The organism is Vibrio sp. YT-15, from assembly GCF_033337445.1.
GTDB lineage: Bacteria > Pseudomonadota > Gammaproteobacteria > Enterobacterales > Vibrionaceae > Vibrio > Vibrio alginolyticus.
On record NZ_JAWOQR010000002.1, the window covers coordinates 458,514 to 473,035 of the forward strand.

The following is a 14,522-nucleotide window of genomic DNA, read 5'->3' on the forward strand; positions in this document are numbered from 1 at the left end:
TAATAGTAGCAACACTCGTTCAGTTTACTCTCCTGAGTTTCTCGAAATACTATTGCTCAATTGCAAATGAGGTGCTTAGAAAGGCGGTGGAAACTAAAGAGAGTAATTTTCTATCTTTCCTTGATAAGTATGATTATTACAATGACTTAGATAATTATCTAGGCTTAGCGTCCGCTACAGTGTGGGTTATGGTCGTGCTCGTGATAAAGTTGAAAAATGTATCAAGCACCGACATGGCTCATGTGGCTGTTTGTTTGCCGTTATTTTTTCATATGGTTTTGATGTCGATGTAGTTTCAATAGTTGTGGTTGGGTGATTAGGTACAACAAACGGTTCAGGCTAGCGTACCATACATGGCATTTCCAATTAGCGTTTCTTATACGTTACGAGCGCGTTTTCCCACAAGGAGTAATATGTGATTGTAGTAGCAAGGTTTTCTTTTCCTCATGAAGCTCATATTGCGAGAGCAAGCCTAGATAGTGTCGGAATAGAAAGTTACATCGCTGACGAGCACACGGTAAATACTCAGTGGCTTTATTCAAATGCAATAGGCGGCGTCCGTCTGATGGTGGCCGAAAGTGATGCAGAAGATGCGAAACAAATACTTAGTAGCGATTTCTCAGAATCATTGGGAAATGAAGTTGACGTTGATGAAGAAAAAGACGTTTGCCCTAAATGTAGTAGTAAAGATCTATTTGCATTTACAAAAGGTAAACGCCCAGCTTTCTTAGTTTTTATTTTACTGGGTTTTCCACTGTTTTTTTACAAGCATGGTTATAAGTGTAAGCAGTGTGGGGAGTTTAGTGAAAAACTTTAAATCTTTAGGTAACAAGGCATTAAAGAGATAACTTGTACTCGTAGTATTTTTACGATGAGTTAGGTCTAGTGCCTATACAAGAAGTCAGAGTTACTGCTTGCTTACAAGCAAAGCATTATACGATAGTGAAGGAACAACATTGAATGAGTGAAATTAAAACAATAGAGCAGTTAAAAGAAATTTACGCAGAGCCAAGTGCGAGAGCTAAAAATAAAGCGCTGCCTGTGCTGGATGTTCATGCGATTACATTAATTAATAATTGCCATTTTGCAGTTTTAAGTACCGCTGATTCACAAGGGTATATCGATCTTTCTCCTAAAGGAGGGGAGCCTGGCTTCGTAAAAGTTTTAGATGAATCAACATTGCTGCTCCCTGATAGCTCGGGGAACAATCGTATCGATAGTCTAAAAAATATCATTAGTAACCCCAAGGTAGGGTTGTTATTGATGGTAAATGGTATTGATGAAGTGCTCCGTATTAAAGGAATCGCAAGTATTCACACCGACGCCAACTTGATATCTGCTTGCCCCGATGGAAGTAAAGATCCTAAGGTTGTTATCAAAATAGTCATAGAGAGTATGTACTTTCATTGTGCGAAAGCGGTGATGAGAGGGAAACTTTGGTCTGATGACTATAAAGTAAATCGCTCAATTCTCCCTTCATTAGCTCAAATCTTTAAAGATCAACAAAAGTTAGAAAGTAAAGCGCTTAATCAAGAAGAGATGTTGAAATATTACCAATCTAGCCTTTAGAACGAGCGTGGTAATATATTGAAAAGATAGAAAAATCAGGTTCGACCGTGCTCTGCGGAAGTATGGATTAGGTTTAGTGGGGATGTTACTGTCTCAATAGCGTTAGTTCACAAATAAATAATTGTTAGTCCAAATTTTAAAATGAAAAATGCAGGAAAATTTACTCTAGAAAATTACGTTTTGGCTAGTCCGGGAGTTAGGTGTGTTGGACAACTGATTGATCTTTTTGTCAGTTTTAGCATTTTTACTCTCGTTTTATGGGGCGGCTTAGAAATCGGTATTGAAAAAGAGCTTGTGCGCGCTACAGCAGTAACTGCGACTGTATCGTATTACCTTTTTTCTGATTGTTTACCAAATGGTCAAAGTGTGGGTAAAAAACTTTTGGGCATTGCAGTTATAAGTGCAAGAACGGGTAAAAAGTGCAATATTTTTCAGTCGCTCTTTCGAAATGTTATTACTCCATTCTTCGGTTTTATTGACTCAATTTTCATTCTTGGTAAAAAGAGGCAACGTCTCGGTGATAAGTTAGTGAGAACGGTGGTGGTAGTGCACTAAATTGATAGCGCTGAGGACTAGGGTTCAAGTCGGGCTTTGTTTTCGTGGTGGAACAGCCTCGCTTAGGAGGTAGCGTTACTCACATACTTAATGTAGCGTTGTAAGAAAATTGGTATTGGAGTCCAAGTTTTATGTCAGAAAAAGAGAAAATGTTAGCAGGTGAGCTTTATGACCCAAGTGATGAAGAGTTATTAAAGTTAAGGTTGAGCGCTAGGTTACTAACTGAAAAATTGAATGCTACCTCTGTTGAGCATAAACAAAAGCGAGTTGAAATAACTAAGCACTTGTTCGGCACAACAGGTGACGATATTCATGTTGAATCTTCTTTCAATTGCGACTACGGATCCAACATTCACGTTGGAGATAATTTCTACGCTAATTTTGGTTGTGTGATTTTGGATGTTGCGGAAGTTAAGTTTGGTGATAACTGTTTACTTGGGCCTCAAGTTGGAATTTATACTGCGACTCATCCCTTAGATCCTATCGAGAGGAACAGTGGTTTAGAGCTAGCAAAGCCCATAAACATTGGTGACAATTGTTGGATAGGTGGCCATGCCGTAATCAACCCTGGCGTAACACTTGGGAACAACGTGGTGGTAGCCTCTGGCGCAGTCGTTACAAAGAGTTTTGGAGACAATGTCGTTGTTGGTGGCAACCCAGCCAGAGTACTGAAGGAAATCGTCACTAAGCGATAATAAAGTATATGGACTATTTTGAGCCTGAGTTTAGGACTTATGATCAACTCACCCCAAGCTTTGATGCGTTCAGCGGTTACTTGTTGACGCACTTGAATGTCTAAAATTTGCTTCAATATAGAGTCGTTACACGTGGCGCTTTTACCGTGCGTTGAGCTTGTTTAAAAGTCTCATACGAAATCATTTGTATTACGTGTCTCATACTTTTATTGGATTTTCGTCACCAATAACAAACCAAAAGGCTGACTCCTAAATGTTAGTAACAAAGATTGAAACGGAACGATTAATTCTAAGAGAGCTAGTTGAAGATGATGCAAGCGAATTGTTTGACATCTTCTCAGACCATGAGGTCATGAAATATTGGAACACTGGCCCTTGGGTTTCAATTGAAGAAGCGCGGACATTTATAGCCAAGAGTACACAGGCCATGAATAGCAATACAGAAGTGACACTAGGCATCTTCCTAAAGAGCAATGGCCAACTTCTGGGTAAGATAATGCTGTTTAATCACGTGAAAGAGTCTAGGCGCGCAGAAATTGGCTTTGGCGTGAGTCGTCATTTCTGGGGTAAAGGCATGGTATTAGAGGCGGGAACTGCATTAATCGAACACGCATTCAAAACACTGAATCTACGTCGAATCGAGGCTGAGATAGATCCAGACAATACTTCTTCAGGTAAAGTCTTGGAACGGTTAGGTTTTATAAAGGAAGGTTTCCTAAGGCAGCGTTGGGAAGTGAATGGAGTAGTCTCAGATTCCGCAATTTACGGGTTGTTAGCTAAACCCCTAGACAGCGTTTAGTATCCGGCCTTAAACGCATCTAATAGGTCTAGCCCGCTCGTGCTCTATACACAGCCTTACATTTGACGGTGAGGTTTCTTGAATTGACTTGGTGGTCACTGAATGTACTATCAAAGATAGGACTTACTGCAAGGATAGCAGCATGAGCGAGAAATTATTTTGGGTTAATCCCTACCAAACAGAACTTAACTCAAGAGTGAGCAATGTAGACGGAAATAAGGTTGAATTGGACCAGACTATCTTCTTTGCAGAGTCTGGAGGCCAAGAGAGTGATAAAGGAACGATTAATGGTATTCCGGTTTTGATTGCTCAAAAGTTAGGTGTTCGACTTATTTACACATTGGAATCCTCTCCAAATTTTACTCTTGGTGACATTGTAACTACGAATATTGATTGGAAGCGTAGATACGCCTTAATGAAGCTACACTTTGCGGCTGAAGTGGTGCTCGAGATGTTTTATCAGCGTCGGGAAGGCATTGTTAAGATAGGCGCGCATATTTCTGAAAATAAGAGTCGCATAGATTTCGAGTGGTCTGAAAGTATTGGCCCGCTATTGAAAGAAATTGAAACTGATGTGCAAGATTTGATTAACTCTGATTCAGTTATTATTAGTGACTTTTCCGATCAAGAGAGTGAAAGAAGGTATTGGAGAGTGGATGGGTTTGCGCAAGTGCCTTGCGGTGGCACTCACTTAAAGCGCACATCAGAAGTCGGCCAAATTCAATTAAAACGCAAGAACATCGGTAAAGGCAAATAAAGGGTAGAGATAACCTTATGCTCGTAGGTCGATAGGGCATTAGAAATAGATTCCTAACACGTGGCATTTTAATTCATGGTGAGATTCACATTTGCGATATGATGGTTGAGATTGAGGGCGTGTTGGCTACTTCTTAACAGGGGCGAGAGGATGATATGTCGAAAGTAACATTGAAAGGCTTTATTTTAGTTCCGGAAAAGGATCTAGAATTAGTAAAACATGCGTTAATAACTCACAAAAGGCTTACGTTAGAAGAGCCGGGCTGCCTTACTTTTCTTGTGACTCAAAGCTCGACTAATCCGTTTCGTTTTGATGTCTATGAAGAGTTCGTCGACAAAGCCTCTTTTAAACAACATCAGGAAAGAGTTCAAGCCTCACATTGGGGAAAAGTAACAGCCAATGTTAAACGGCAATACGAAATCTTTGAATGTGTGCATGACTAATCGAATCGGAGTGATTTAGAGCGTTTACACTTTGCTTTTCAGGTTGCTCTACCTCTACTATGTTGCTTTATTCATCTATTAACCTAGCTTAGTGTTCCTGATACTTTGCCGTATTAAATCTAGAAATTTTAATGGAAGTGTTATGTTTAGAGTTGTGTATGAATGGCGTGTGCCAAGTGAAAAAATGGATGAGTTTCAAAATATATGGCGTTCGACGACAGATTCAATTCATCAGTCAGTAGAAGGGGCGCTTGGTAGTTTTATGCTTCGTTCTTACGATGTACCGGAAAAGGTTTTAACTATTGCCAAGTGGCGAACACGTGAAGACTGGGAGCGGTTTTGGGGAACTAGTAACCCAGAAAAAATGAAGAAGATGAGTGAAATTGCAGAGCGTATTTCAGTTGAACCATTCGATGAAATTGAAGATAGAACTAAGTAGGGCAATAGAAACGTTAAAGTGATGCCTAATGAACAGTTTGGCGGACAATATGAAAGACAACCTTAACCAAGGAATAGGGTTATGCAGATTTTAATCGTTGGAGGTAGTAAGGGTCTAGGAAGGTTCTTGGCTACGAACTTACAGGGTACAGAAATTTATGCGATTTCTAGATCAAAGCTAGTTGAGGAGGGAGTCGCTTCTGTTTGTATTGACGTTGATCCCGGTAAAAAGCCAGATTATACGTGCTTCAAAGGTGTAGAGTTTGACATCATCGTTTATTTGGCGTCGATGTGGGGAGAGTCTTCAGAATTGACAACAAACGAACTGATTGAGTTTATGAATGTTGGTCCGATTGGGTATCTTAATTTAGTCAATGAGCTTAACGCTTTAGGTTCACTTAACGATAAATGCAATATTGTATCTATTGGCTCTACAGCAGAGCTTTCAGAAAGTAGTGAATACCCTGCATTCGCCCTCAGTAAAAGATTACTCAAAGATATTTCTAGTCAGCTGCAAAACGTTTATCGTGATTACCGCTTTACTCACTTTACAATAGGTGGGATCGGGCATGCTGAAGAGGAACGTATTGAGTATTCGAGTGTTTTGGAGATTATAAATATGCTAACCAAGCTTGATCCAAACACATACCTTTCAAATATGCATATAAAGTCCAAGCTAGGAATGTAGCTCTCAAGCTGTATTACGTACCTGCTTCTATGGTTTGGCATCATGTGCATTCTTTTTATTGAGCTATGGTTATAACTCCAATGAAAGGAGTTTACTTATGTCATACATTGATGGGTTTGTCGCTGCAGTGCCGACAGCGAATAAAGAAAAGTATATCGCACACGCAAAAATAGCAGCAGAAATGTTCAGGGAGTTTGGGGCCTTAAAGGTTGTTGAGACGTGGGGGAGTGAAGTACCAGATGGTGAGATCACATCATTTCCCATGGCAGTTAACGCTGAAAGAAACGAAACCGTTGTGTTTTCGTGGGTAGTCTGGCCTTCAAAAGAAGTTCGAGACTCAGGGTGGCTGCGGATCATGGGTGATCCTCGAATGAGTCCAGACAATAACCCAATGCCCTTTGATGGAAAGCGTCTCATTTATGGCGGATTTGATGTTATTTTGGAGCAGTAAAATACCAAATAATCTCAACTCGATTCGTGACACTTGGTGTTTTAATCAGTATTACGCTTCTGATGTACGTTCAATAGAGTATTCCGCGATAAGTGTTGATAAAACTCCATTTGGAGGCTTAGAGTAAAAATGGAAGAGATAAATTATTCACTGATTGTCGTATCAGCTATCGCTGCCATCGCTAGCCCCGGACCTGCAACTCTTGCGATAGCAGGCACGTCAATGAACCACGGTCGACGCTTTGGAGGGTATTTGGCTGCAGGTGTTTTAACGGGGTCTTTATTTTGGTCAACCTCAGCCGCTTTTGGTCTCGCAACCATACTCTATAGCAATGTTTGGCTTTTTGAAATTCTTAGATATTGTGGGGCATTTTATCTTTTATATTTGGCTTTAAAGTCCGTACATTCTGCCTGCAACATCAAGCAGCTAAAGTTACCCAAAACATACGTAACGACAGAGAAGGGTAACTACTTAACCGGAGTGTTAATTCACTTAACTAACCCAAAGGCTATTCTGTTTTTTGGTGCGCTTTATTCGATAGGGGTTCCTCCTACGGCCAGTCCGTTGGAATTGTTGTCGGTCATTTTTGTTGTAGGGCTGGTTAGTGCTTTGGTTTTCTTTGGCTATGCTTTTCTTTTCGCGTATAAAAAGGTCAGGCAAACCTATCTCAGATCCAAAGCAGTTTTTGAAGGCGTGTTCGCGTTATTTTTTGGTGTGGCAAGTATTAAGTTGCTGCTTAGTGAGGCAGGAAAATGAAGCAAAAAAGGCTTGAAGAAATAAGAATAGATAATCTATCTGATTTGACGGTCTATTAAGTATACTAAGTAGCCGATTTGTTAACTTCCATAAGAGCTGCTGGCTAGAAAAAGCTTACAACCAAACGATGCTAAATATTATCATTCAAAGGGCTAACAAAGGCCCATAATTTAATTCGTATCACTGTTCATGATTGTGCTCTTCGCGCAGTGCTGTAGTATTAGTAACGTGTTGTTAATACTAAATATAACCAATTGAAACCTGGACGTTGCATTACTTGTAGTTCGATGAAATGTTATCCCGCAAGACGTTAATTTGGAGAAAAGAATGGATTCAAACTCACTATTATTATTTGTTGTCGCTTGTCTCGCTATCAACATGATTCCTGGACCTGATGTAATTTATATTGTTTCCAATACAATGAAAGGTAAATTATCTGCTGGGCTGAAAGCGGCTCTGGGGCTTGGTATTGGTTACTTTTTTCATACACTAGCGGCATGTTTAGGTTTGTCAGCAATAATTCTGAGTTCATCTTTGGCTTTTAGCGTTGTTAAATGGTTAGGGGCCGCTTACCTAGTTTATTTAGGTGTTCAGTCATTACTGTCTATGTGGCGTGGAGAAAGTAAAATCGTTGAAAACAAAAATGTTGATAATAATAAAAATGTGTTTGTTCAGGGGGTTATCGTCAGCGTCTTGAATCCAAAAGTAGCGCTATTCTTTCTCTCGTTTCTGCCTCAATTTATTGATACGTCTGCAAGCTCAACATCAATGCAATTATTAGTACTTGGCTTGCTGTTCAGCGTACTTGCGACGACATGTAACGTTTTGTACGCATCTGTGGGTAATTGGGTATTTAGTCGTCCACACTCTCAGCGTTATTCAAGAACTCTTGAAGGTGTTTCAGGTATTCTACTTATCAGTCTAGCGAGTAAAGTGGCATTTAGTGATCGTTAGATACAGGGCATTTTATTCTCGTGATTATTATATGGCTAATGTTTGCTCAATCTATACGTTAAATGAGTGCTATTGCATAGGTTGAATCACAAATTTCAAAAATACCAATAAGTGAACGTATTTATTTATAGTATGGTTGGCGCGATTTTATCGTAGCTAGGTTAATAACATGAAAAATAAAGTAATTCTGTGTTCCGCATTCCTTTTGGGTTTGTCAGGTTGTGCTTCTGTTCCTACTGTTGATTCGACAGTATCAAATCAAATGAAATCATTTGAAGCACCTCAAAAGGGGAACGCAGGGATTTACATTTACCGAGAAGATGCTTTTGTCGGAGCAGCGCTTAAAAAGTATGTTTACGTCGATGGGGAATGTATTGGTGAAACCGCTCCTGGTGTATTCTTCTACCATGAGGTCGAAGGCAATAAAGAACATCAAGTAAGTACAGAGTCTGAGTTTTCTGAAAATCACTTAACTATCTTAACGGAAGAGGGCCGTAATTATTTCGTTAATCAATACATTAAAATGGGTGTATTTGTTGGTGGTGCGGGCGTAGAACTCGTGGACGAAAGCAAAGGTAAAGCCGAAGTACTAAAAGTCGACATGGCAGAAAAAGGAAACTGTTCTTCGATCTAGTTTTACAAACAGACCGCTTTTTAGATTAAAAAACACATTATCAATGTAACCCAACGCTTGATGAGATCCATTCAGCGTTGGGTTTTGTATTTTTGGCAAACAGTATACCTATTTCAGACCGCATGATTTGCCACCTCCTAGCTTGAGCCCACTTATTGTTCAAAGAATCTACTTGTGAAACGTGAATTTTCGAGAGGATTTCGTAGGGAGCAATCCTACAAACGCGATTAACAGATATGCCATTCCATCATTAACCTTGTCGAGTGTATTGCTAAACTAGGTAGCGGTGTGTCTCCTCTCATTAAACAAATAATAGGTATATCAGTTTTAGCTTCTATGCCTTTACATCATGCACTCGGAGCGCAATTTAAAATCAAAGGGCTAACACCAATATTAGAGAAAAATCTTGAAAGTCACCTTACACCACTAACGAAACTCTCTGTTTCAAACATTACCTCAAATCGACTAACGCAGATGGTTAATAATGCGTTAAACCCTTATGGCTACTATCATTCCGAGCTCAATGTTCAGAGATCAGAGAACGATCTCATCACGCTTGAGGTTGACGCTGGGGAGGTGATGTTGGTCAAAAAATCTAATATTGCTGTGTCGGGAGAGGCCAGTAATGATCAGGATTTCATCGAACTAATTAATCAAGCTCAACTTAAACAAGGGCAGCCGTTGCTTCATTCTGAGTACGATACGCTAAAGCGAAACTTGATTTCATTGGCTCAGCAAAAAGGTTACTTGGATGGACGTTTTATCGAATCGTCTTTGGAAGTCATTCCAAGTGTGAATCAAGCCCATGTGAATCTGCATTTCTCTAGTGGTTCTCGTTACCAATTTGGAGAGCTGTCTGTCCTTACGTCGGGTATCGAAACGGCACGAATAGAAGCGATGAGAACATTTGAAAGGGGCGACGATTTTGACACTTTGAAATTGAGTCAATATCAGGCCGACCTCTCCAATACTGATTGGTTTCGCAGTGTGATTGTGAAAGCGGATTTCGAGGAGACATCCGATGGCTATAAGGTGCCGATAGAAGTGCTCGCAGAGCCGAATTCACGCAATATTGTGCAAGTCGGTGGAGGATATTCGACAGACTTGGGATTACGCGCTTCGCTGAACTGGACCAAGCCTTGGTATAACGCACGTGGACACAGTTTTGAGGCACAAGCGTACGCTTCCAAACCGGAACAATCGCTATTACTAGGTTATAAAATTCCCACCCAAAATGTTCTAACGGATTACTACGGGATTCAGTTTGAATCTAAGCATGTCGACTATCGAGACACATCGAGTTTTTCTAATGATTTATCGTTTGAAAAACACTGGCAGTTAGACAGTGATTGGCAAAGCACCATGCACGTTCGTTATTTGCAAGAAAGTTATCAACAAGCGTCGGAGAATAACGAATCACAGTTGTTATTACCGGGGGTGACATTTTCACTGCTTGATCGCAAGAACGATCAATTAGAAGTAAAGCACCGTCACGTTTACTCATTGGAATATTCGGATCCCAATTTTTTCTCCGATTCTCGTTTGCTGCGTATTGAGGGCAATAGTGTTCTGTCTTGGGACATTAGTGAAAAACACAAGTTTCACTTTCGTTCTAATGTTGGCATTAATGTCGCTGACACTTTGAGCGATATTCCATCATCATTACGTTTCTTTGCGGGAGGTGATGGCAATCTTCGGGGTTATGGTTATGAATCCATCTCTCCGAGAGACGAAAATGGCGATTTAACCGGTGCTCGTTACATGTTTACTGCTGGGTTGGAATATCAATATCAGGTCTACCGCCAACTGTGGCTTGGGGCATTTTATGATGTTGGTGATGCCTTCAACGATAGGGTGGATTGGAAAAGCGGTACAGGGTTGAGTTTGATATGGAATTCAAAATACGCGCCCGTCAAAGTGGACTTTGCTTATGGTTTAGATGCTCCTCAAGGAGACCAATTCCGCGTTCACTTTTCGCTAGGCACGCAGTTTTAGCGGGCATTAAAAAGGCTCTCATCCTTGCAGATAGAGAGCCTTTTTAAGCCTTGATTGTTTAGAGTTCGAACTCACCATTCAGTTTCTTGAATATCCAGTTAGGTGCCTTATGCCATCCACCATAGTTTGGATTCTTAGTATGGATCTCATTCATTGATTGCCACTGAGTTTGGCCTTGTCCATCTCGAGATACTCGCCAAAACAGTTCATCTTGTTGTCGAGTTAAGTAGTGCATGACATGTTCTGCAAAGGCTTCGCTTTGGACCAACACACCAAATTCCACATTGAGGAAATCCGATCTTGGGTCGAAGTTTGATGAGCCGATATAAGTCAGCCGATCATCGAGTATCACCGTCTTGTTGTGATAATAAGTATCCGCGTGGAAGTAATGGTCGTCATTTTTCGCTTGGTTTTTGTACTCAAGTATATAAACGCCCTTATCCAACAGGGTTTGGCGGTGCTTCTCGTAATAAGCCGGAATAAAGCCAGAATCATTAGATGCAGACGAGTTCGTCATTAACGTGATGTCCGCTTTTTGCTCCATCAAGGTATCAATAAAGGCAAATTCACCATCATTTGGTACCACGTAAGGCGTTGATATCACGGCTTTAGACGCAGTGGCTATTTGTTGCCAAACTTGGTGTTCTGCACGTTTTCTAAAGTAGGGTTTGTTGTTTTCTAACTTGTTTAATGAGTCGAAAACGGGGGTGACTTGCGCAGTGATGAAGTCGGGACTGGTCAGGTGTTTAACCTGTTTTTCAACTTCCGCCAGAATGATGCTTTTGTCTTTCTCACCTTTATTAAGCGCTTTAGTAAACGCGGAATAGTTTGGGGTAACGTTAACGATGTTTTCTATTGGGGTAACATGCTCGCTGTCCCAAAGCTGTTGGTAGTTCTGGTCGAACGCTCGAATAATGCTGCCTTTGAACAAGACGTCCATATCAAAGAAGTTGGCTTTACGGCTGTAACCAAAATAGTCGTCGCCAATGTTACGTCCACCTAGAATCATCCATTGATGGTCGACGTTGAAGTACTTCTCGTGTAGACGATTGTCCAAACGTTGTTGATGAGTAGAGAAGTTGACGGCGCGACCAATCCAACCTGACTTACGTGAATCAAACGGATTGAATAAACGGATTTGAATGTTGTCGTGAGCGCTGAGATCAGCAAGCCATTTCTCGTTAAAAACCAATAGATCATCGAGAGTGAGTCGAATTTGCACGCCTCGATCTGCTGCTTGCTTGAGTTCATTGAGTAGCATCAAACCAAGCGTGTCACTCTCCCAAGAAAAGTAAGTCATATCGATGCTTTTCTGAGCGTTTCTAACCAGTTCTACGCGACGAGCAAAGGCTTCTGGAGCGGTAGGAATTAAGTAAACTTCGGCTTGATGTTGAGTAGTTTGCCAATTGGCTTCAAAATCCGGTTCAACTTGAGGGTAGGGTTGGGCACAGCCAACCAACAGCGCGCCGAAGATAAAGATTAGCAGAGCACGAAGGGCGTTAGGAAACATGAGTAAACCTTCCCAATTATGTTCAAGGAATAAGGATGAAAAAAGCCAGCGAACTGGCTTTTAGGTATTCGGTAACGAGTTTTTAGTGACTGAAGATGACGTTACATGTGGCTAAGAATCAGCCCGAGTTCCTCGAGACCGTTGAGGCGACCTTGGCGCAGTTTTGGATCGATGCCTGAGTGATGAGCATTGTCCCAGTCTTGCGTGGATTGAATGCCGCCATCGTTATCGATCAGCAATACTCGGTCAGTCGCACTGCTGTATTGGAAGTCCTCAAATAAACGTTCGCTAAACCACATACGAGAGAGTTCGTTCATCATTGCTTTGTCTTTGCTACCTGGACGAACACTTGAACCATCGAGTTTTAATGCTTTATTAAACACAAATGGTAATTCCGATGCATTGCAAGCGCCCACAATACAACTGATGCTTTTGAGTAAATCGCCAACGTCGAGATCGCCATTTTCACCTTTGGTGTTGTAAGTCCATACGTTGAATCCAGGTTTGTAGTCAAAGTAGTAGAAGCTTGGCGTTGCTCCTGTTGCTTCTTCAGTTGAAACTTTATGACGGTTTGGACCCGTGAAGAGCAAATCATGCAACGTGGTTTTGAATTGCTGCATGTTTTTGGCCGCGCCATTCAGTTCGCTTTCATGGTTAGGGAAGAAGTCAGCCAGAGCAAGTAACTCCGTGGTTGAATCGGAGTTCCCCAAACCGAAGAACAACTTAGTCATCGCCTCATAAGCGGTGCTAGGCAGCAGTTCCAATAAGTCAGAAAGATCGAGTTCAATTGAAGCTGAATCGCTGAGTAATGAACGATATTCGGTGCGTAAACGGTTTAAGTTCGTTTCCGATTCTAGCCACTCAACCATGTATTCGACGATTAAGGTTTCGTCACCACTTTCAATGATTTCTGGTGCTTCTTGGCTCAAGATTTCAATGATAGTTGGGATCAAAAATGTCAGGCTCGGCAGCATGCCCAGAGTATTGATTTCTGCGCTGTTAGAGCCAATTACCGTTGGTACGATCCATTCACTCTCAATGGCTTGCTCAGTAAAGTGATAGCCTGGTACTTCTTTCACTAGAAACGCTGGTGGGCGATGCTCGATGTAAGGCGCAAATGGCATCAATGTAGCTAATGGGCTGTTGTCGCGTGTTGGGCTTATAACCGGAATATTCACGGCGGTCAGTACCCAGTTCTTAAGACGTTGAATAGGATCAAGCATCTCGCTTTGTACCTTCATGATCTCTTCAAGTGGTAGTAACGCAAGATCTTCAACGCTTTGCTCTGGTCTTTGGCTCTTGGCAACATCGTAACTTTTATATTCAAAGCCGTAAGGGTTGCTTTGCATGATGGCACGTTGAAAGTGCTCACCTGCGATTGCAGCATCGCCTTTTGATTGCTGTAAAATTCCCACCGACATGGCACCCGCACCTTGACCCATGAGTGTCACGTTTTGCGGATTGCCGCCGAATGCCTCTATGTTTTGTTGAACCCATTCAAGCGCGTGTTTTTGATCGCCTAGACCAAAGTTACCGCCTTCAGGGTTGTCCAAACCATCGATCCAAACACTGCCTAGCAAGCCCAAACGATAGTTAAAAGTAACTGCAATAAACGGGTTACCATCGGCAGCACCTTGTGCAACCACCATATCACCATGAATCAGCGGTTCTGAGCCCGCGCCGTATTCAAAGTCTCCACCGTGAATAAAGACATAAACTGGCAAATCTGCGTACGCTTCTGTCCCGGCAGGTCGCCAAATGTTTAGGTTCAAACAATTTTCTGATTGCGTTTGTGTCGTGGTTTTTAATTGCGGACACGCATCACCGAACTGAGTCGCATCAATATCGCCTTCAAGTGGGACCGCAATGCTGTGCTGAAAGCGGTCTGCTTGCGCAAACTGGATACCTTTGAACGCCTCTACCGCTGCCAGTTTTTCATCCGCATCAAGAGGCGTGATGACAAGGGACTCTTTGGTCGCTTGAATGGTCGCATCACCAATTTCCAAAGCGATTTGCTCTGGCGGTAACGGTTGTAGTGGCTTCGGGCCGTTAGGAACGCTAGGTTTACCAGAGTCATCACTGCAAGCTGCTAAGGCAAGAGTGATGGTAATGGCTAAAGTTGAGCGATTGAGTAAAGTCATTGTTATGTCCAAAAGTCATTTGGTGCGTACACCGAAAATGTTAAACGGCATCTAACAAGCGACGTCCTGACGCTTTGGCATTAATCCGTGAATGGTTGGATGGCTTGTTGAATTGATGGCTCAAATGGTAGGACATC

Annotated in this window: 16 protein-coding genes; 14 read left to right on the forward strand and 2 right to left on the reverse strand. The window is 41.7% G+C overall.

Features of this window, described 5'->3' with window-relative positions; translation table 11 throughout:
• Window positions 1-415: 415 nt before the first annotated feature.
• From R7D93_RS06220 to R7D93_RS06285, 14 genes are all read left to right on the forward strand, one after another.
• Window positions 416-817 (forward strand): DUF2007 domain-containing protein, encoded by a 402-nt coding sequence (locus tag R7D93_RS06220; protein WP_225495364.1) that lies wholly within the window; start codon window positions 416-418, stop codon window positions 815-817.
• Window positions 818-960: 143 nt separating this feature from the next.
• Entirely contained in the window at window positions 961-1,569 is a 609-nt protein-coding gene (locus R7D93_RS06225; RefSeq protein ID WP_005389306.1) for a pyridoxamine 5'-phosphate oxidase family protein, read from the forward strand.
• A gap of 141 nt (window positions 1,570-1,710) precedes the next feature.
• Window positions 1,711-2,124, forward strand: a complete 414-nt coding sequence (locus R7D93_RS06230; protein WP_225496935.1) for an RDD family protein — start codon at window positions 1,711-1,713, stop codon at window positions 2,122-2,124.
• 131 nt (window positions 2,125-2,255) lie between these two features.
• The gene (locus R7D93_RS06235) at window positions 2,256-2,819 is read left to right on the forward strand and encodes a sugar O-acetyltransferase (protein WP_053306980.1); all 564 of its coding nucleotides are present in this window, start codon (window positions 2,256-2,258) and stop codon (window positions 2,817-2,819) included.
• 253 nt (window positions 2,820-3,072) lie between these two features.
• A complete protein-coding gene (locus R7D93_RS06240; RefSeq protein ID WP_213868224.1) occupies window positions 3,073-3,618 on the forward strand; it encodes a GNAT family N-acetyltransferase in 546 nt (181 codons plus the stop codon).
• A 142-nt stretch (window positions 3,619-3,760) separates the two neighbouring features.
• Window positions 3,761-4,375 (forward strand): alanine--tRNA ligase-related protein, encoded by a 615-nt coding sequence (locus R7D93_RS06245; RefSeq protein WP_213868225.1) that lies wholly within the window; start codon window positions 3,761-3,763, stop codon window positions 4,373-4,375.
• A gap of 155 nt (window positions 4,376-4,530) precedes the next feature.
• Window positions 4,531-4,818: a putative quinol monooxygenase gene (locus tag R7D93_RS06250; RefSeq protein ID WP_005377083.1), complete on the forward strand. Its 288-nt coding sequence runs from the start codon at window positions 4,531-4,533 to the stop codon at window positions 4,816-4,818.
• A 142-nt stretch (window positions 4,819-4,960) separates the two neighbouring features.
• Entirely contained in the window at window positions 4,961-5,257 is a 297-nt protein-coding gene (locus R7D93_RS06255) for an antibiotic biosynthesis monooxygenase family protein (protein WP_033907479.1), read from the forward strand.
• An 81-nt stretch (window positions 5,258-5,338) separates the two neighbouring features.
• Window positions 5,339-5,944, forward strand: coding sequence for a hypothetical protein (locus tag R7D93_RS06260; protein WP_054728580.1), 606 nt, complete (start codon window positions 5,339-5,341; stop codon window positions 5,942-5,944).
• 97 nt (window positions 5,945-6,041) lie between these two features.
• Complete coding sequence (locus R7D93_RS06265) at window positions 6,042-6,395, forward strand: DUF1428 domain-containing protein (protein WP_213868226.1); 354 nt, start codon at window positions 6,042-6,044, stop codon at window positions 6,393-6,395.
• Between the two features lie 129 nt (window positions 6,396-6,524).
• Complete coding sequence (locus R7D93_RS06270) at window positions 6,525-7,151, forward strand: LysE family translocator (RefSeq protein WP_213868227.1); 627 nt, start codon at window positions 6,525-6,527, stop codon at window positions 7,149-7,151.
• 327 nt (window positions 7,152-7,478) lie between these two features.
• Window positions 7,479-8,105 carry a LysE family translocator gene (locus R7D93_RS06275; protein WP_033907480.1) on the forward strand — a complete coding sequence of 209 codons (627 nt, stop codon included), beginning with the start codon at window positions 7,479-7,481 and terminating at the stop codon, window positions 8,103-8,105.
• Between the two features lie 169 nt (window positions 8,106-8,274).
• Complete coding sequence (locus R7D93_RS06280) at window positions 8,275-8,739, forward strand: DUF2846 domain-containing protein (RefSeq protein WP_005377099.1); 465 nt, start codon at window positions 8,275-8,277, stop codon at window positions 8,737-8,739.
• Between the two features lie 336 nt (window positions 8,740-9,075).
• Window positions 9,076-10,734 (forward strand): autotransporter assembly complex protein TamA, encoded by a 1,659-nt coding sequence (locus R7D93_RS06285; RefSeq protein ID WP_225496938.1) that lies wholly within the window; start codon window positions 9,076-9,078, stop codon window positions 10,732-10,734.
• A 58-nt stretch (window positions 10,735-10,792) separates the two neighbouring features.
• Here the strand turns inward: R7D93_RS06285 and R7D93_RS06290 are convergent, their stop codons facing one another.
• Window positions 10,793-12,244: a phospholipase D family protein gene (locus R7D93_RS06290; RefSeq protein ID WP_225496940.1), complete on the reverse strand. Its 1,452-nt coding sequence runs from the start codon at window positions 12,242-12,244 to the stop codon at window positions 10,793-10,795.
• A gap of 101 nt (window positions 12,245-12,345) precedes the next feature.
• Window positions 12,346-14,385: a carboxylesterase family protein gene (locus tag R7D93_RS06295; protein ID WP_213896112.1), complete on the reverse strand. Its 2,040-nt coding sequence runs from the start codon at window positions 14,383-14,385 to the stop codon at window positions 12,346-12,348.
• Window positions 14,386-14,522: the final 137 nt, after the last annotated feature.